This is a genomic window from Vibrio zhanjiangensis (assembly GCF_030161235.1).
Lineage (GTDB): Bacteria > Pseudomonadota > Gammaproteobacteria > Enterobacterales > Vibrionaceae > Vibrio > Vibrio zhanjiangensis.
This window is the reverse complement of record NZ_BSPW01000099.1, coordinates 1-17819: the sequence shown is the minus strand read 5'-3', so window position 1 is coordinate 17819 and position 17819 is coordinate 1. Positions and strand designations below refer to the sequence as shown.

Here is a 17819-nt window from a genome sequence, read left to right as displayed (position 1 = left end):
ATGTAAGGATACGACAGAGTCGAATGGTATTTATCCCGTCAAGATCCCTCAGTAATGACACTATTGACACCATGTACTTGTTTAACACTGGATAGTGTTACAATAACGCTCTTTATTGATGTTTTTAAGAGGCGGCAAAATGGATAAGTTTCAACATATCGACGTGCTAGGAGCGCAGGCCCTAATTGATGAGGAAAATGCAAGATTGGTTGATATTCGTGATCTTCAGTCTTTCTCGGTTGCCCATCCTCACAAAGCTTACCATTTAACCAATGAAACTATGGTTCGATTTATGGACCAAGTAGAGTTTGAGCAGATAATCTTAGTTATGTGTTATCACGGAATCAGTAGTCAGGGAGCGGCACAATATTTAATTAACCAAGGATATGAGCAAGTGTACAGTGTTGATGGTGGGTTTGATGCTTGGCAACGTGCTCAACTACCTATTGAATCCAATTTACCTTAATGACAAATATGATAAGACTTACCTCACTCAATAACCCTCGAATGGGACAAGCTTTTATAGATTATATGGCTTCTCGTCATATTGATATTCAGATGATGGTCGAAGGTCATGATCAATTTGCTTTGTGGCTCACTGACCCTCAACATCAACTCGAAGCCGAGTCAGAATTACAACGTTTTTTAAATAACCCCAATGATAGTCGCTATCAAGCTGCATCTTGGGATATGGCTGAAACGCGTACCAACCAATTCCACTATCAATCTCCTTCAATGGTATCTATGCTCAAGGCAAAGGCGGGACCTCTGACTTTGTCTGTCATGCTTCTTTGTGTGGTGATTTTTATTTTCCAGCAGTTTGGTCTAGGGCAAGCGGTTTTTTCAGCTTTGCATTTTCCGGCGTCGTCTGGACAAGAGTGGCAATTGTGGCGTTGGGTCAGCCACGCTTTGTTGCATTTTTCCATAGTGCACATTGCTTTTAATCTCCTTTGGTGGTGGCAGCTTGGAGGAGATATTGAACAAAAGTTGGGTGCTAAGAAGCTGATGCAGTTATTTTTCATCTCATCAGCGCTATCGGGGGCGGGGCAATATTGGGTCGAAGGTGCGAATTTTGGTGGCTTATCTGGGGTCGTCTATGCGTTGGTCGGCTACCTTTGGATGTTAGGCTACAAAGCACCTCAGCTTGGCCTTAGTATACCGAGACCAATCGTCGGTTTTATGTTGATATGGCTAGTTTTAGGCTTTGTACAACCTTTTATGGCAATAGCGAATACGGCACATTTAGTCGGTTTGTTAAGTGGTGTTATGTTGGGTGTGTTTGACGCAGGAAGGATGAACCAACGCGGTGGTTAAGTCCACCTTGTTGGTTACTGATAAAGGTATTTGGTGAACAAAAGATCTGCGATCACTGTTCGACCTGTTTCTGGCAATAAAATGGCATTTAATTTATCGACTAAGGTTTTACGCAAGTCTTCGCGTCCCGCAAGAGAGGTGATGGTATCGCCAGATTGTTTGCCGAGTAACTCAATGACAGCATCTCGTATCAGTGGCTGATGCAGCTCTATTATGGATAGGTCCGCACTTTTGGCGACCATAATATCAATACGAACTTGAATGTAGCCAAGTTGCTTTCCTTTGGTATAGAAGTTGGTCGTGAGATCTGGCTCAAGAGTAAAGTAGGCGAGTTTATCCTCCCCCTTTTCTCCTTCTGCGAGTGAGGGGAAGCTGGACAACAGGCTCAATGTACAAAATAATTGGACTAAATAACGTTTAATCATATGTCTGTCTTTTCTTTCTTCGAATCAAGATACTAGAATCGCCTGACTATTGTTACAATAGAACTCTTTTCGAGAATGATGCGTGAGGCATTTATTGAACATTTCATACCAAGTCATGCGCTCATGCATAGGCGACAAAGCTACTTATTGAATACTAGTATGAATCAATCTACTTCGCTCTATTTATCTGCTCTTCGTCAAGTCGATTGGCAAGATTTTGATAAATTTATCTACCCAACACAAGATTCAAAAAAATGGCTGTTAGAACAGGGCTCACTATCACGTTTGCTACAAACATACTGCCAAACATTGAGTGTCGACCTATTGCATAACAAACTGGTTAAAGCGGAAAAGCTCAATGAGCAAGAAATCAACCTTCTCCAGTGTGAGCCCTGCCTGTTGAGAAAAGTGGTGCTGAAAGGGGACAATTGCCCTTGGGTGCTGGGCCGAACGTTGATTCCTCAATCCTCGATGGAAGATCAGCAGTTTGATTTGTCGCGGCAGGGAGATACACCTCTAGGGTTGACCGTCTTCAGTGCGAACGATGTCATGCGTGATGCATTACAGGTTGGTTGGGCGAAAACGACAGAGGGTGATTTTCTTGCGCGTCGTTCCCGTTTATGGATGAATCAGAAGCCGATGTTGGTGGCAGAATTATTTTTGCCCAATTCGCCGATATACACTTAGGAGATAAAGATAAATGATCGCCACAAAAGCACATGCATATTGGCAATTGATGCGTATGGATAAGCCGATTGGAACGCTGCTTTTATTGTGGCCTACGCTTTGGGCTCTGATTATTTCAGCGAAAGGAATACCCAATATAAAGGTGTTATTGGTCTTTGTCGTTGGCGTTCTTTTTATGCGTTCTGCAGGATGTGCAATAAATGATTTTGCAGATAGAAAAGTGGATGGATTTGTTAAGCGGACTCACCAACGACCATTGCCTTCGGGCAGAGTTAGCGCTAAAGAAGCGATAAGCCTATTTCTTATCTTATCTTTATCATCATTTATGTTAGTGCTGACGATGAACAGTTTGACCATTCAGCTATCTTTTGTCGCTCTATTGCTGGCGTTTATTTACCCATTTATGAAGCGCTATCTCTATTTTCCTCAGCTATTTCTTGGGTTAGCGTACAGCTGGTCAATTCCTATGGCTTGGGCTGCGCAGACCAATGAATTACCGGCAATGGCTTGGTACATCTTTGCGATGAATGCTATTTGGACCATTGCCTATGACACTCAATATGCCATGGTTGATAGAGATGATGATCTGAAAATAGGGATTAAATCGACAGCTATTTTATTTGGGCGCTGGGATAAATTAATTATAGGCTTGTTGCAGTTGGCTACTTTAGTGATGCTCATTGCTTTAGGTTGGTGGTATGCGCTGGGTGCAAGCTACTATGTCAGCTTAGTTGCCGTGGCCAGTTTATTTATTTACCAGCAACTTCTGACGCGAGATCGTGAATGTGATGGGTGCTTTAAAGCATTTTTAAACAATAACTATGTTGGTATGGTGATCACCGCCGGATTGTCGCTAAGTTTTTGTTTATAAGTTCCTAGCGGTTGTCAAACAATAAAATCAACAAAGAGGCCGCCTGTGAGCGGCCTCTTTCGCTGTAATCACTATTCCTCTGAGGCTTGGCAAATACTCTCTTTGATAGTTAGGCAGACTTCTGGTGAAAGCATGGAATACAGAAGTTCAGCCAATAGCCTACTTTTGTCTTGGTCGCAATTCCCCTCATTATCGATGTAGGCCTGCTGTTTTAGGCTGGTCAACATTGACGAAAATACGCCTTTATCAAAGAACTCAGGTGCATTGATGCCATGCAGACGCCCCAATCTTTGGGCAATTTCTTGACTTTTTTGCTCCAACTCTCCTTTGTTTAGGTTTGAGTCTATGGATAAAAGGTTGAGTGTTATGGCATAGCGTTGCAGAGTTTCTGTAATCGTACGCCCCAGTAACATCAGGGTTTGAATATTATCTTGTCTATGAGCGACATTGTGGCGGCTGTCAACGGTAACAAGGCCTAAACGCGCAATTTCCTCGATATAAGACTCTGTTATCTCGTCTAATTGTTCATCTTTAATGCTTAGAAACAGCTCTTGCTTAAGAAAAGGATAAAGCAGCGCAACATTAGCTTTGATTTTCTTCAAATTAAGCTTTTGCTGACTGATGAGCATTTGAGCTATCAAAGAAGGTATAGCGAACAAGTGAATAATGTTATTACGGTAGTAAGTCATAAGAATAGACTGATGTCGGTCGAGAGAGACCACATCACCCATGCTGTCCGTTTCGATGACAAATTTATCTAATGACTCTGCATGACGAACCAATTCTTCAGCCGTTTCCTTGGGTACGGTAAATGTCGAAGAGTAGGGAACATTTTTGAGTAGCGCCAAATAGCAATCGACTTGCCTAATTAAGCTATCTCTTGAGAGGGCTCGCTGCCGGGAAGCGAGCAAGGCAGTTGCACATAGTGTTAAAGCATTGGTGGCCGCTGCATCGTTGATATTTGTCATGACTTTATTGGCAAGTTCATTGACAATCGGGTTTATCCATTGAGGCTTGGTATTACCCATAGGATCAATATCGTCTGTCCAGTCAGGAGCTTGCTCATTGAGGTATTGGTTGAGTTGGATGGGCTCACCGAAGTTGACGTAGCCCTGTCCAAAGTTGCGTAGCTTTCGAATCGTCCTCAGTACAAGGCCAGCATTTTCTTTTTCTTTACGCTTTCCTTTGAGTTCTTTAGCGTAAGTACTCACTTCCATTACATGCTCATAGCCAATATAGACAGGGACTAAGGTTACTGGACGGTTCAGGCCACGCAACATCGCTTGGATAGTCATGGCCAACATGCCAGTTTTAGCCTGCAAAAGTCGACCTGTCCGTGAACGACCACCTTCGCTGAAGTATTCTACAGAATAGCCTTTTGAAAATAGCTCTGCGAGATATTCGCGAAAGATGGTGGAATAAAGTTTATTGCCTTTAAAACTGCGGCGAATGAAAAACGCACCACCACGGCGAAAAATGGGGCCTGCTGGAAAGAAGTTCAGATTAATGCCGGCGGCAATATGTGGAGGTACCATACCTTCATGATATAAAACGTAAGAGAGTAACAGGTAATCCATGTGGCTACGATGGCAAGGTACATAGACTATCTCATGGCCATCTTGAGCAAGCTTGCGCACTATCGAAGCATTATTGATATTGAGCCCCTGATAAATGCGGTTCCAAAGCCAACCGAGTATGCGATCGCCTTTCTTAATCATAGAGTAAGAAAAGTCTGCCGCGACTTCATCCATTATGGCTTGAGCCTCTTCTCGAGCTTTTTCTTCAGCGATCCCTTTTGTTTTTGCGGTATCTTCAATCGCTTTGATGATGGCTTTGGAATGCATGAGCCGATTAAAAAGGGCCTGTCGATTGGGCAAATTAGGTCCTGAGGCAGCTAATTTTTGGCGTGAGAAATGAATCCGGGCTACCCTAGCTAATTTATGAGCGATGGATGCGTCAGTGCCGTGAGAGTCTGCCATATATCGAAGTGATACCACAGGGCTGATGCGTACAAGACAATCACGGCCGTATTTGATGACTGCAATGGCTTTTTCTGGGCCATTAAACGCCTGTAAGTAAGGGGTTTTTCTGGACTCCTTTCCTGGTTTTCTGCCCCAGAGCACAGAAGTGGGAATGACTTGAACATCCAGCTCACTATCAAACTTGTGCTGTTCGAGAAGTTCTGAAAATAGAGCAATAGAGTCATTGGGTACATTATGGTCGTTACTCATCACAGTTTGACGAGAAGAGATAAACACATAGCGCCGGAACGATTTACCATTGATTTCAATCGGCGTAAACAAATCGGGCAGCCCCAACTGAGCTATTTGGGCCTGAAGTGTGAGTAAATCAACACTAGAGCGATAAGGTAGAGCATAAACGATGGGCTTGTTTAAGTTGATTCCATGATCGTCAATGGGATTAGATGGGATAGTGGTTCCTTTAACTAACATTGACAAAGGTAATTTTAGTAACGCACGTGATAGTGATTGTCCTGAAGACATAAGGTACCTAGCCTCGAAAACAGATAAATCGCACAAGCAATCCACCGCTTTATTAGTATGCGGTTGAGTTTTGCCAACGCTGACTTTTTTGGGGCACTAAGGATATCAGAAACTGGTCGAACCTTTTACCGCAAATTAAATATAAACACGCTGATGTCACTGAATATTTGTGTCTGTTTACCATTTGCAGTGCTTTCTGTTTCAAATGCTAATCTTGCCGCTCTAGTCAGAATTTGAGGAAAGTCACTTTTAGTCAGTGACAAAGGGAGAAGATGTGTCGAAAAAAACGCTTCATGGTTTAAAACGCATTCGAAATGCGACTCGATACTCTTGTCAGGGGTTACGAGCTGCATTTAGTTGTGAGCCTGCTTTTCGTGAAGAGGTGCTCTTAAGTGCAATAATGATACCTACTGCCTTAGTACTTAATATCACCCAGATTGAACGTATTTTGCTGATCGCAACTGTTGTACTGGTATTGGTTGCTGAGCTCTTTAATAGTGCTATTGAAGCTGTAGTAGACAGAATTGGGCAAGAGCTTCATCCCTTATCTGGACAAGCAAAAGATATTGGCTCTGCAGCAGTGATGCTGACCATGTTACTCACGGCCTACGTGTGGATAGAAGTATTATTTTTGTAGTCAAAAGGTTAAGTGAGTCAAAAAAGCATCAATTGACTTTTCATTTTACCAATTACTGGATATACTCACAGTTAACTGTATAAAAAGACAGGTGACTTATGAAGCCGCTAACACCACGCCAGCAACAAGTATTTGATCTTATAAAGAGTAAAATTGAAGACACAGGCATGCCGCCAACACGCGCTGAAATTGCCAAAGAACTTGGCTTTCGCTCGGCCAATGCCGCCGAAGAACACCTTAAAGCGCTAGCTCGTAAGCAAGCGATTGAAATCATTCCTGGTGCATCTCGCGGTATTCGTATTTTGTTGGAGGATGCAGCCAACGACGAATCAGGATTACCTCTTATTGGTCAAGTGGCCGCGGGAGAGCCTATTCTTGCTCAGGAGCATGTTGAGACTCACTACCAAGTTGATCCAACGATGTTTAAGCCGAGAGCAGATTTTTTGCTGCGTGTTAACGGCGAAAGTATGAAAGATATTGGGATTATGGATGGTGACTTGCTCGCGGTTCACAAGACTCAAGATGTACATGATGGACAAGTTATTGTTGCTCGAGTGGATGATGACGTGACCGTGAAGAGAATTGAACGTAAAGGGGCGACTGTCCTACTGCATGCAGAGAACGAAGCTTTTGCTCCTATAAAGGTGGACCTGACATGTCAGCATCTCACTATTGAGGGTTTAGCTGTGGGTATTATTCGCAATACCGACTGGATGTAATTCTGTTTGCGCTAGGTTTCGGTGTTGTTTGAAAGTTGGAGATCAACACTTAGTTAGAAGTATGACATCGAGCCCTCACATCAAGTGAGAATCATTATCAATCAGTTTGAGTTTGTGAGTGATATTCATTATCATCTAAATTCTAGTAATGGAAGGAAGATGATCATGGTAGCAAAACAACAAGCTACATCCCATCGCTATCAAGTTCCGGCTAACTTGCTTCAGCCGTTATGGTTTCGCAGTCGAGAAAGCTTGGTAGATGATGGTTTGGTGTATGATCCGATAGCGGCTACCGCTTGCCAACGTTGCCAGCTTGCACCAGAATGTATGTCTGGTGATATTGACCAGAAGCAGCTTCTGCATGCAACGCTCACTCAGATATGTGATGAACGAGTCAATCATTTTCTTTCTCAGTATCCAGACGGGTGGATTATTAATGTTGGTGCTGGTTTAGATACTCGTTTCTATCGAGTCGATAATGGGCGCTGCCACTGGTTGGAACTGGATGTCACAGAGAATCTCCTTTGGCGTCAGAAGTTGTTCCACAAAAGTGAGCGTTACCAACATATTTGTGGTCATGTTGAAGACTTATCGTGGCTTGAACAGCTTCCAATGGCGGAACAAAGTCCAGTGTTAATTGTCTGTGAGCAAGCGTTGCTTGATTGTACTGAGCTGCAAGTTGGAAAGTTCATTCAAGGATTAGGACGTCACTTTGATTCTGCGATAGCGTGTGTGGTTCTCGCTGGAGACAGAGCCACAACTCGGCTCGGACAGAAAATGGGCTCAGCAAATTATAGCCATGGCTATACATCACCTGGTGAGATAGCGCTTAATTATCTACCATGGGCTCGTTGGGTAAAAACGTTTTCTCCACTGGATAGGCATTGTGGTCGGTGGAAATTTTGGCAACGATGGTTGACAAGATTTAATACTCTCAAGCATAGATTGACACCAGTGGTCGTTCAGCTTCGTTGGTAATACAGTGACAATTGCCACTCTGGATGACTAATGGGTGGATAACTTGCATATTTTACAGATTCTTTCCGATAAAGCACTGCACAGGCGGATATTACTGCTTGCCTTACCTATGGTGCTGTCCAATATAACGGTCCCCCTTCTTGGTTTGGTTGATGCTGCTGTCATCGGTCATCTAGAACATGCTTGGTATTTGGGTGGAGTGGCATTGGGCAGCACAATGATCAGTGTCGTTTTCTGGCTATTGGGCTTTTTGCGTATGTCAACGACGGGCCTTACCGCTCAATCTTATGGAGCAAACAATAGTCAACAACTTGCCGTGGTGCTTACTCAAGGCCTTTTTATGGCTCTGAGCTTTGCTCTGGTTTTTATTGCATTTCATCCCCTGATTGCTGACTTGGTATTTTCAACGAGTGACGCTAGTGAGCAAGTCAAGTTTTATGGTCAGCAGTATTTTTCCGTTCGTGTATGGAGTGCGCCTGCTGCTCTGATTAATTTTGTGTTATTGGGTTGGTTATTAGGAACTCAGAACGCCAAAGCACCAATGTGGATGGTGGTTATTGTTAATGCGGTCAATATAATTTTGGACCTAGTGTTTGTTATTGGTTTGGGTTGGAAAGTAGAGGGCGCTGCACTGGCCTCAGTGATTGCAGACTATGCTGGCATGGGCTTTGGTCTTATCTGTGTTTGGAATACATGGCGACAAAATCACTTACCAGTAATGACGTTACTATTAAAAGACATCTCACAAGGCCTAGGGCGATTCATCAAGCTTAATCGTGATATCTTTTTGCGTTCTTTGTGTCTGCAAGCAGCGTTTACTTTTATGACTTTTCAGGGGGCAAATTTTGGTGATGATGTTGTAGCCGCGAATGCGGTACTGATGAGCTTTTTGATGATCATTTCTTATGCTATGGATGGATTTGCCTATGCGATGGAGGCATTGGTTGGCAAAGCGGTTGGCGCAAGAGATAGATTGCATTTGAGCCATTCTTTAATTGGCGCCTTTTTCTGGGGTTTATTGATCTGTATCGCTTTAACCTTACTTTTTGCTCTAGCAGGTGCGTCGCTGGTGGAGTTAATTACTGATATCTCGCAGGTAGTCAACACGGCGCAAATCTATCTTCCTTGGCTGGTGGCGATGCCACTTGTGTCTGTGTGGTGTTTTCTTTTTGATGGGATTTTTATTGGTGCCACAAAAGGTGAAGAAATGCGCAATAGTATGTTTTATGCCATGTGCCTCTTCTTTGCCACCTTCTTCATCTTTTCAGATATGGGCAATCATGCGTTGTGGTTAGCCATGCTGAGCTTTATGGCAATAAGAGGCATCACCTTAGGGGTGATTCTTTATCAGCAATGGCATAAACAGTGCTTTTTTGTGGAGTGAGCAACAGCCGATAGAGTGAGTTATCGCGACTGTTGCTCTTTTGTCTCTAAAATAAGCGATTGAGCCCATTGAGTGCGGCAACGCGATAGGCTTCAGCCATGGTTGGGTAGTTGAAGGTGGTATTGACAAAATATTCTATGGTGTTTGCATTTCCCTTTTGCTCCATGATGGCTTGACCAATGTGGATGATTTCGGCAGCACGCTCACCAAAGCAGTGAATACCAAGGATTTCTTTAGTTTCACGGTGGAAGAGAATTTTCAAGCTGCCAATGTCTTTACCTGCAATTTGGGCTCTAGCCAGATGCTTAAACGAGGAGCGACCGACTTCGTAAGGAATTTTGGCGGCGGTCAGTTCTTGCTCTGTTTTACCCACTGAGCTTATCTCCGGAATGGTGTAAATACCGGTTGGAATGTCTTCAATGAGGTGATTATCCGCTTGTCCCTTTGCGATTGCCTGAGCAACGAATCGCCCTTGGTCATAGGCGGCACTTGCTAGGCTCGGATAACCAATAACATCACCCACTGCGTATATATGTTCAACGTCAGTCTGGTAATTGCTGTCGACACTTAACTGACCTCTTGAATCAGCGCTTAATCCCACGGCGGATAAATTCAGCTTATCGGTATTACCTGTTCGTCCATTGGCAAACAATAGGCAGTCTGCTTTCATCTTTTTGCCCGATTCAAGGTGGACGATGACACCTTGGTCAGTGCCTTCTATCTTTTGGTATGTCTCGTCATTTCTTATCACGACGCCGCTATTCCAAAAGTGGTAGGACAGGGCATCTGAGACCTCATTATCAAGGAAAGAGAGAAGTCTGTCGCGAGTATTAATCAGATCAGTTTTAACTCCCAACCCACGGAATATCGACGCATACTCACACCCAATGACACCTGCGCCATAGATGATGATATGGCGTGGGTCATGATCCAAGCTGAGAATCGAATCACTGTCATAAATCCGCTCATGCATAAAATCAACGTCTTTGGGTTGGTATGGTCTTGAGCCAGTTGCTATTACGAATCGGTCAGCACTATAAAGTTCTTCCGTGCCATCGGCTTGTGTAATTGCAATCGTGTACTTATCTGTAAAGCGGGCGGTGCCAAAGATCAAGGAGCATTGGTTACGATCATAAAAGCCCTGTCTTAGACGTGTTTGCTTATCTATGACGGTTTTAGCATGGCCTAAGATGTTGGAGAAAGTGGCATGAAGACTGGTGTTGTTATGGCAAAAAAGAGGGTTGCTATTAAATTCAATAATACGACTGACGGCATGGCGAAGAGATTTTGAGGGGATGGTTCCCCAGTGGGTACATCCACCGCCAACACTCGTTTCTTTCTCTACAATGGCGACATTGAGCCCCGCTTTAGTGAGTCCCATTGCAGCCCCTTCCCCTCCAGGACCACTACCAATAACAATTACGTCAAAGTGGTTACTTTCCGCCATAACTTTTCCTTGGTTATACTGTTTTAACATTGCTTTATCGAGATTTTAACTGATTTCTCGATAATGCACACGTATTGAAGTCTTTGAGTAGAGATGCGAAGCAGAATATGGCAGTTTTAATATTTGTCTATAAGTAGCTCGCTAAGCTAGTGTTAAATGATTGAAAAAAATGGCTAATTAGGTTTAATTGTCACTTGAGTATCAAAGGTGGTGATTTTGGCTTATGCGTTAGTGCTAATCATTGTATATTTGCTAACGAGTAAATAAATCAATAACAAGTAAGATGGTAATCATGGGAATCCGGGCACAGCAAAAAGAAAAAACGCGTCGTTCATTGATTGACGCTGCGTTTAGTCAGCTTAGCGCTGAGCGAAGCTTTTCCAATTTGAGCTTGAGGGAAGTGGCTCGTGAAGCTGGGATTGCACCAACGTCTTTCTACCGGCATTTTAAAGATATGGATGAACTTGGCTTGACCATGGTAGATGAAGGCGGACTATTACTTCGTCAACTGATGCGCCAAGCCAGGCAAAGGATCGTAAAAGAGGGGAGTGTGATACGAACATCCGTTGATACTTTTATGGAGTTTATTGATCATCACCCCAATGTATTTCGTTTGCTACTGCGCGAGCGTTCTGGAACTTCTTTTGAATTTCGCGCCGCAGTCGCAAGAGAAATCCAACATTTTGTTGCAGAATTGACGGAATATTTAATCAGTACTCGAATGTCTCGCGATGAGGCATATACTCAGGCTGAAGCATCAGTGACACTGGTATTTAGCTCAGGTGCAGAAGCTTTGGACTTAGAACGTCATGAGCGTGATGAGCTGGCAGAAAGATTGATTACGCAGTTGCGTATGATATCCAAAGGTGCTCTGTGGTATCGAAAAGAACGTGAACGTAACCGATTAAAAGGTGGAATAGATTAATGTCTAATGAAGTAAATCAAGTTGATCGTGGCTCTGAGAAAAAGACCCTTGTGTTGGCGCTCATTGCTGGTATGTGTGGTGACGCCTTGTTGTCATGGATAACAATGAGCGAGGTATCCTTCTCTATTTTCCCGTTGATTGCACTTGTTCTGGCGGTGCAGGCACTGTATCAGGAATACTTGCGTAGCCCAGTATCAGAGGATATTCCTCTTGTCGGTTTGGCGTGCTTTTTCGTTGGTGCCTTTGGTCATTCGGCTTTTGTCAAAGCCCAGTACCCAGATGCAGGTTCTAATTTCTTTGCCATAGTCATCTCACTATTGTTGTTGCTTTGGATTGGTAAAAAACTGGGCTTTATGGACCGCGCGACTCGGACTGAATAATACTGTCAAAATAAAAAACGAGCTTAAGAGCTCGTTTTTTATTTGTATTAGCAGTTGGAATTAAGCTCTTCGCTCCAGCATCACACCCGCTTCCATATGGTGGGTATAGGGGAATTGATCAAACAGTGCAAAGCGAGTGACTTGGTGAGTCTTAGACAAAATATCTAAATTCTCTTTGAGTGTTTCTGGGTTACAAGAGATATAGACAATACGTTGGTAGCCTTGGACCATTTTACAGGTATCTAAATCCATACCAGCTCTTGGTGGGTCAACAAATATCGTGTTGCAGTCGTAGCTTGCTAAGTCCACTCCTGCGTCTTTTAGTCGGCGAAACTCACGTTTTCCTTCGATGGCCTGCGTGAATTCTTCTGCTGAAAGGCGCAATATCTGAACATTGTCAATTTTGTTGGCGGCAATATTATACTGCGCGGATTCAACAGAAGGTTTGGCAAGTTCGGTTGCTAATACGCGATTAAAGTTTTGTGCCAGAGCGAGTGAAAAATTACCATTACCACAATAGAGTTCAAGTAAATCACCCTGACTGTTTTGGGTGCAGTCTATTGCCCACTCCAGCATCTTCTCGGCGACTTTTCCGTTTGGCTGAGTGAAGCTGTTTTCTACTTGTTGGTATAAGTATGACTGCCCATTTACGTTGAGTTTCTCAATCACATAGTCACGGTCGAGGACAATTTTCATTTTTCGCGCCCGTCCAATAATATTCAGTGGATAGCCTTTATCGTTTAAGCACTGTTTTAGCACTTTAGCGTTTTCAATCCATTGCTCATTTAACTGACGATGGTACAGAAGTGACACCAAAATCTCGCCGCTTAGTGTTGATAGGAAATCGACTTGGAAGAGCTTACGACGCAATGAATCTTTGTCTTTGATGGCTTCAATCAGTAAGGGCATCACATCATTTATTACGCGACTTGCAGCGGGAAACTGATCTACGCGATATTTCTCACGCGTTTGCTGATTGAACATGATGTAGTAAAGATCATCACCCTCGTGCCAAACACGAAATTCAGCGCGCATGCGATAATGTTGGCTTTCAGATTCAAACACCTCAAGCTTTGGCATTTGGTAACAAGCGAACATTTGCTCGAGACGCGCTTTTTTTTCAATCAATTGTTCTTGGTAGCCTTGTGGGTTTACGTCAAGATTTGCCATGCTCTTTACCTTAGGTTGTTGCCCGTTGAGGTTGTATTTCATTTAGGATCGCAGATTTTATTCAATCTCACCAGTATGTCCAGCCCCATTCCTGTTGTAACGAAAAGATAAAAGATAAATGACGTTTTTGTCTTACGTGATGAATCCATTAGATACACTCCCAAAATATTTGGGTGGACAAACTACCAATAGCTTAATAACATCATCGCCAAGCTGGTGCTATCTGGATGTATAGATGGCTGAAAAGGGAATCTGGTGTAAATCCGGAACTGACGCGCAGCGGTAAGAGAGAACGAAAACTCCCATGACACTGGATGAGAAATCATTTGGGAAGTCGAGTGATTAGGTGGCATAGCCATGCTCTTAAGTCCGAATACCTGCCAGCAGCTGAGCAGTGGTATTGGAGTGTAATACTCCACGCTCGGTAAGCCTTACGCGATTTAGGAACTATAATAATGAACCGAACAATGTTAGCGATGACACTAGCATCGCAGCTTCCCCATGCCTCCCTTTCCTATGCCCAAGAACAAGCTTCTGATGAGACTGTAGTGGTTACCGCAAGCCGATTTGAGCAATCAATAAATTCAACTCTTGCTCCAGTTGTTGTCGTGACCAAGGATGAAATTCAGTCGACTCAAGCCAAGTCGATTGAAGAAGTATTGCGTCGATTGCCGGGTATACAAGTGTCTAGTAATGGTGGTTATGGCCAACTGGCTAGTATTTATACTCGAGGTACAGAGTCTGATCATACACTGATACTAGTAAATGGTGTTCGTGTCAGTAGCGCTACTGCTGGATTGACGGCCATTGCTTCTTTGCCATTAAACGGAGTGGAGAGAATAGAGTATGTGCGAGGTCCACGAACCGCTGTATATGGGTCGGATGCTATTGGTGGAGTCATTAATATTATTACCTCATATACTGGTGATGAAACTGAGTTATGGGTAGAGGGTGGTAGCGATAATTATCAAAAATACGCTGTAAATACTGCTAACCAGATTGGTGAAAATGGCTGGGTCAAGGCCTCTGTTAATCGTGAAAAAACAGATGGGTTTTCAGCTACCAACGAAAACAGTTCAAGCTTTGACCCTGACAAGGATGGTTATGACCATACTGATTTGTTGTTAGAGCTGGGGGTTAATCCGACTGATGAGTTAAGTTTTAAATGGAACACGAACTATACGGAAGGTGATATTGAGTTTGATTCTGGAGAGCAGGAGCAAAAGCTCTTAAGCAGCTCAATTGTCGGAGCCTATAAAACGGACTCGTTGAGCAGCGAACTGATACTAGCAGCTAGCAGAGATCAATCTTCTTACCTAGGCTCATCGGGTAACTATGAGACCAATCGAGTCTCTGCTGCTTGGCAAAACGGCTATCAGGTTAATTCTGAGTTACTAATACTAGGTGGTGTTGATTGGGTTAATGATGATGTATCTGAGTCTACGACAAAATATACGGAGACAAGTCGTTCAAATCTGGGTGTATATACCTCTGGCCTATATTCAAAAGATAAAGTGCAAGCTGAAATGAGTCTTCGTGTCGACGATAATGAGCAATATGGAGATTACATCACTTGGCAAGTGGGCTCAGGCTACAAATTTACTCCCATTTACCGTTTATCCGTAATGACGGGGACCGCTTTTAAAGCGCCTACATTCAATGATTTATACTATCCCGCATCGAAGTGGGGAGATTCAGCGAATCCTGACTTAACACCGGAAGAGTCTTTAAACTATGAGATTGCTTTGGATGTAACTCCATCGATTGGTGATTTTAGAGTTGCTTTCTACCAGAATGAAGTCTCTGACCTGATATCGATTTCGGGTTCGACAGATAAAAATGAAAACATTGCAAAAGCAGAAATAAAGGGCCTTGAACTTGTTGGCGAGTTTGCAACGGGTGCTTTATTTCACTCGGCAAGTATTGATGTAATGGATACTGAGAATAAGGATACAGGTAAAGAGTTAGCTCGAAGAGCAAAATACAGTGCTAAATGGAATGTAAGCTATATGTATAACGATTGGAACTTTGACTTAAGTTATCTATATCGTGGTGAGAGCTATGATGATGCGGATAACAAAATTAAGTTGGATGCCTACTCTCTAGTTGACTTCTCAGCCCATTACTACATTACAGACAATTTGATTGTTCGTGGCAAAATCGCCAACTTATTTGATGAAAACTACGAAACGTCATATGGCTACAACACTCAAGAGCGTAGCTACTTTGTAGCGCTTAACTATAAACTTTAATTCAGAGACCGCCTTCGGGCGGTTTTTAGTTGTTACCAGCCAAATCGACACTACTTATTCTCACTCATTTAATGAAAAGATTGCCAAACTGAGCTTAGTGAGTATGATTGCCCAATCGAATAATGTGGGTTACCAAGTGTCGCAACAAACGAAAATTCTAATCTTTGACTCTGGGGTCGGTGGGCTTTCTGTCTTTAGGGAAATTGAGGCCAAACTCCCTCATATTAACTATTTTTATATTTTTGATAATGCGGCCTATCCATATGGTGAACTTGAACACGATACGCTGATTTCGCGAGTGGATAAACTGGTGTGTCATTATGTACAAAAGCTTGCTATCGATTTGGTTGTGATTGCGTGTAATACAGCCAGTACGATAGTGCTGCCGACTTTACGCGCCAAGTTATCCATACCGGTCGTTGGTGTGGTACCTGCTATCAAGCCCGCATCCAACCTTGCCAATAAGGCGATTGGTCTTATTGCAACGCCAGCAACCGTTGCTCGAGAGTATACCCACGAATTGATCAAAGATTTCTCTAATGCTAAGCCAGTAGAATTATTAGGCTCTACTCGATTAGTGGATATGGCTGAGGAAAAGCTTCGTGGGCAGCAATTATCGCAAGCTGAGTTACATCAGGTTCTTGAACCAATGACAGGCAAGGTCGATGTTGCCGTTCTTGGTTGTACACACTTTCCGCTGATAAAAGAAGAAATTCAAAATGTGCTGGGTACTCAAGTATTACTTGTTGACTCAGGGGAAGCGATAGCGCGCCGTGTACAGGAGTTGCTAGGACAGGAAATCTTGGCCAACCCCGATAAAGGCCAGCGCAAGATATTTTCAACGGCTCCTCCATATGCTGAAGGAGCGTTGAATAAAGCGTTACAGGAATGGGGGTTTAGTCCTGTTCAGCTTGAGATTTTGGATCGTTAGCAACACGTACTTTCAAAGTACGCTGCATATAATCCTTTTCATTTAATCCTTCTATTGCTCTGGTAACATCCGTTGCGGCCATTACAACAAAACCGAACCCTCGCCTTTTTCCGGTTCGTTTGTCCTTCATGAGGCGTACAGCAAAAACCTCACCATGTTTGGCAAACAAGTCTTTTACATGTGACTCGTTCGCTTTGTATGGCAGGTTACCTACATATAAGGTTTTAGTCGCAGTGTCATGATTGGTTGCTGGCTCGGCCGAGGTGTTTGAAAATCTAACTACAAAAATGGCAACAAAAACACCGACAATAAAGCTGAGCGCAGGATGAACATCAACCTGTGAGAATATGATAGCGCCCAAAATAGCTAAGGCGGTAATCATCAACATTGATTTATTTGAACTCATAGTGGGAAACAACTTCGTAAGTTAAGAATAAAGTATCTAAGCATTATTGACATAGACACACAGATCTTACGTATATGGCTGTTGTTTTTCCAACCAATTGATGTGACGTGACTCAAATGTTGCAATTTTATCCTAAACAAACAGGGGTGATTCATTTTTAACCAAACGAACGCTAATTGAGAAAAAATGCTTGTGATATTTATTGGTCTCCATATAATGCCGCCTCACCGCAAGGATGCAGAGTAATAACTGCTGCAGTAAAGCGGATGACTTAGAGAAAAAGGGTAAAAAAATCTTGACTCTAGTAAAACTAAGCGTATGATTACGCTCCCTAACAACATGATGTGTCAAGTTGTTGGTTAAGCTCTTTAACAATATAAACCTATCAATCTGTGTGGGCACTCGTTGATGATAATCCAAAAGATTTATCAATGAACTGAGTGACCAATCGGTAGCAATACCGGCACAGTCAATTCAACATTACACAGTAATGTTATCAGTATTCATTGAGCCGCATCTTAGATGCACAAAACTTTAATTGAAGAGTTTGATCATGGCTCAGATTGAACGCTGGCGGCAGGCCTAACACATGCAAGTCGAGCGGAAACGAGTTGTCTGACCCTTCGGGTGACGATAACGGCGTCGAGCGGCGGACGGGTGAGTAATGCCTGGGAAATTGCCCTGATGTGGGGGATAACCATTGGAAACGATGGCTAATACCGCATGATAGCTTCGGCTCAAAGAGGGGGACCTTCGGGCCTCTCGCGTCAGGATATGCCCAGGTGGGAT

Annotated in this window: 17 protein-coding genes, 1 rRNA gene and 1 riboswitch; of the genes, 13 read left to right on the top strand and 5 right to left on the bottom strand. The window is 43.2% G+C overall.

Features of this window, described 5'->3' with window-relative positions:
• Nucleotides 1-139: 139 nt before the first annotated feature.
• Nucleotides 140-466: a thiosulfate sulfurtransferase GlpE gene (glpE, locus tag QQK21_RS21135; protein ID WP_284194151.1), complete on the top strand. Its 327-nt coding sequence runs from the start codon at nt 140-142 to the stop codon at nt 464-466.
• Between the two features lie 8 nt (nt 467-474).
• Nucleotides 475-1314 (top strand): rhomboid family intramembrane serine protease GlpG, encoded by an 840-nt coding sequence (gene glpG / locus QQK21_RS21130; protein WP_284194150.1) that lies wholly within the window; start codon nt 475-477, stop codon nt 1312-1314.
• A gap of 14 nt (nt 1315-1328) precedes the next feature.
• Here glpG and QQK21_RS21125 read toward each other — a convergent pair whose 3' ends face one another.
• Nucleotides 1329-1739 carry a flagellar basal body-associated protein FliL gene (locus QQK21_RS21125; protein WP_284194149.1) on the bottom strand — a complete coding sequence of 137 codons (411 nt, stop codon included), beginning with the start codon at nt 1737-1739 and terminating at the stop codon, nt 1329-1331.
• Between the two features lie 159 nt (nt 1740-1898).
• On the opposite strand from QQK21_RS21125, the gene QQK21_RS21120 reads away from it, so the two are divergent.
• Together QQK21_RS21120 and ubiA are read left to right on the top strand one after the other, a co-directional pair.
• Nucleotides 1899-2426 (top strand): chorismate lyase, encoded by a 528-nt coding sequence (locus tag QQK21_RS21120; RefSeq protein ID WP_284194148.1) that lies wholly within the window; start codon nt 1899-1901, stop codon nt 2424-2426.
• Between the two features lie 13 nt (nt 2427-2439).
• Nucleotides 2440-3297 (top strand): 4-hydroxybenzoate octaprenyltransferase, encoded by an 858-nt coding sequence (gene ubiA / locus QQK21_RS21115; RefSeq protein ID WP_284194147.1) that lies wholly within the window; start codon nt 2440-2442, stop codon nt 3295-3297.
• A 71-nt stretch (nt 3298-3368) separates the two neighbouring features.
• Here ubiA and plsB read toward each other — a convergent pair whose 3' ends face one another.
• Nucleotides 3369-5801 carry a glycerol-3-phosphate 1-O-acyltransferase PlsB gene (gene plsB, locus QQK21_RS21110; RefSeq protein ID WP_284194146.1) on the bottom strand — a complete coding sequence of 811 codons (2433 nt, stop codon included), beginning with the start codon at nt 5799-5801 and terminating at the stop codon, nt 3369-3371.
• Between the two features lie 274 nt (nt 5802-6075).
• Here plsB and QQK21_RS21105 point away from each other — a divergent pair, with 274 nt between their 5' ends.
• The 4 genes from QQK21_RS21105 (at nt 6076) to dinF (ending at nt 9519) form a co-directional block, all read left to right on the top strand.
• Nucleotides 6076-6438, top strand: coding sequence for a diacylglycerol kinase (locus QQK21_RS21105; protein ID WP_284194145.1), 363 nt, complete (start codon nt 6076-6078; stop codon nt 6436-6438).
• A gap of 98 nt (nt 6439-6536) precedes the next feature.
• Entirely contained in the window at nt 6537-7157 is a 621-nt protein-coding gene (gene lexA, locus QQK21_RS21100; RefSeq protein ID WP_284194144.1) for a transcriptional repressor LexA, read from the top strand.
• 165 nt (nt 7158-7322) lie between these two features.
• Entirely contained in the window at nt 7323-8135 is an 813-nt protein-coding gene (locus tag QQK21_RS21095) for a class I SAM-dependent methyltransferase (protein WP_431313152.1), read from the top strand.
• Nucleotides 8136-8178: 43 nt separating this feature from the next.
• A complete protein-coding gene (gene dinF, locus QQK21_RS21090; protein WP_284194142.1) occupies nt 8179-9519 on the top strand; it encodes an MATE family efflux transporter DinF in 1341 nt (446 codons plus the stop codon).
• A 46-nt stretch (nt 9520-9565) separates the two neighbouring features.
• Here the strand turns inward: dinF and sthA are convergent, their stop codons facing one another.
• A complete protein-coding gene (gene sthA / locus QQK21_RS21085) occupies nt 9566-10996 on the bottom strand; it encodes a Si-specific NAD(P)(+) transhydrogenase (protein ID WP_284194141.1) in 1431 nt (476 codons plus the stop codon).
• Nucleotides 10997-11249: 253 nt separating this feature from the next.
• Between sthA and fabR the strand changes: the two genes are divergently transcribed.
• On the top strand, nt 11250-11891 hold the full coding sequence (gene fabR / locus QQK21_RS21080) for an HTH-type transcriptional repressor FabR (protein WP_284194140.1): 642 nt from the start codon (nt 11250-11252) through the stop codon (nt 11889-11891).
• Nucleotides 11891-12271 (top strand): YijD family membrane protein, encoded by a 381-nt coding sequence (locus QQK21_RS21075; protein ID WP_284194139.1) that lies wholly within the window; start codon nt 11891-11893, stop codon nt 12269-12271. The genes fabR and QQK21_RS21075 overlap by 1 nt, the downstream gene beginning before the upstream one ends.
• Nucleotides 12272-12331: 60 nt before the next feature.
• Here QQK21_RS21075 and trmA read toward each other — a convergent pair whose 3' ends face one another.
• Nucleotides 12332-13441 (bottom strand): tRNA (uridine(54)-C5)-methyltransferase TrmA, encoded by a 1110-nt coding sequence (trmA, locus tag QQK21_RS21070; protein WP_284194138.1) that lies wholly within the window; start codon nt 13439-13441, stop codon nt 12332-12334.
• A 197-nt stretch (nt 13442-13638) separates the two neighbouring features.
• Nucleotides 13639-13840: riboswitch (cobalamin riboswitch) on the top strand.
• Between the two features lie 56 nt (nt 13841-13896).
• Here trmA and QQK21_RS21065 point away from each other — a divergent pair.
• Nucleotides 13897-15693, top strand: coding sequence for a TonB-dependent receptor domain-containing protein (locus QQK21_RS21065; protein WP_284194137.1), 1797 nt, complete (start codon nt 13897-13899; stop codon nt 15691-15693).
• A gap of 103 nt (nt 15694-15796) precedes the next feature.
• On the top strand, nt 15797-16624 hold the full coding sequence (murI, locus tag QQK21_RS21060) for a glutamate racemase (protein WP_284194152.1): 828 nt from the start codon (nt 15797-15799) through the stop codon (nt 16622-16624).
• On the opposite strand, the gene QQK21_RS21055 is transcribed toward murI, so the two are convergent.
• Complete coding sequence (locus QQK21_RS21055; RefSeq protein WP_284194136.1) at nt 16590-17030, bottom strand: RNA recognition motif domain-containing protein; 441 nt, start codon at nt 17028-17030, stop codon at nt 16590-16592. The genes murI and QQK21_RS21055 overlap by 35 nt on opposite strands.
• 535 nt (nt 17031-17565) lie before the next feature.
• On the opposite strand from QQK21_RS21055, the gene QQK21_RS21050 reads away from it, so the two are divergent.
• A 16S ribosomal RNA gene (locus QQK21_RS21050) occupies nt 17566-17819 on the top strand; the annotation flags it as partial.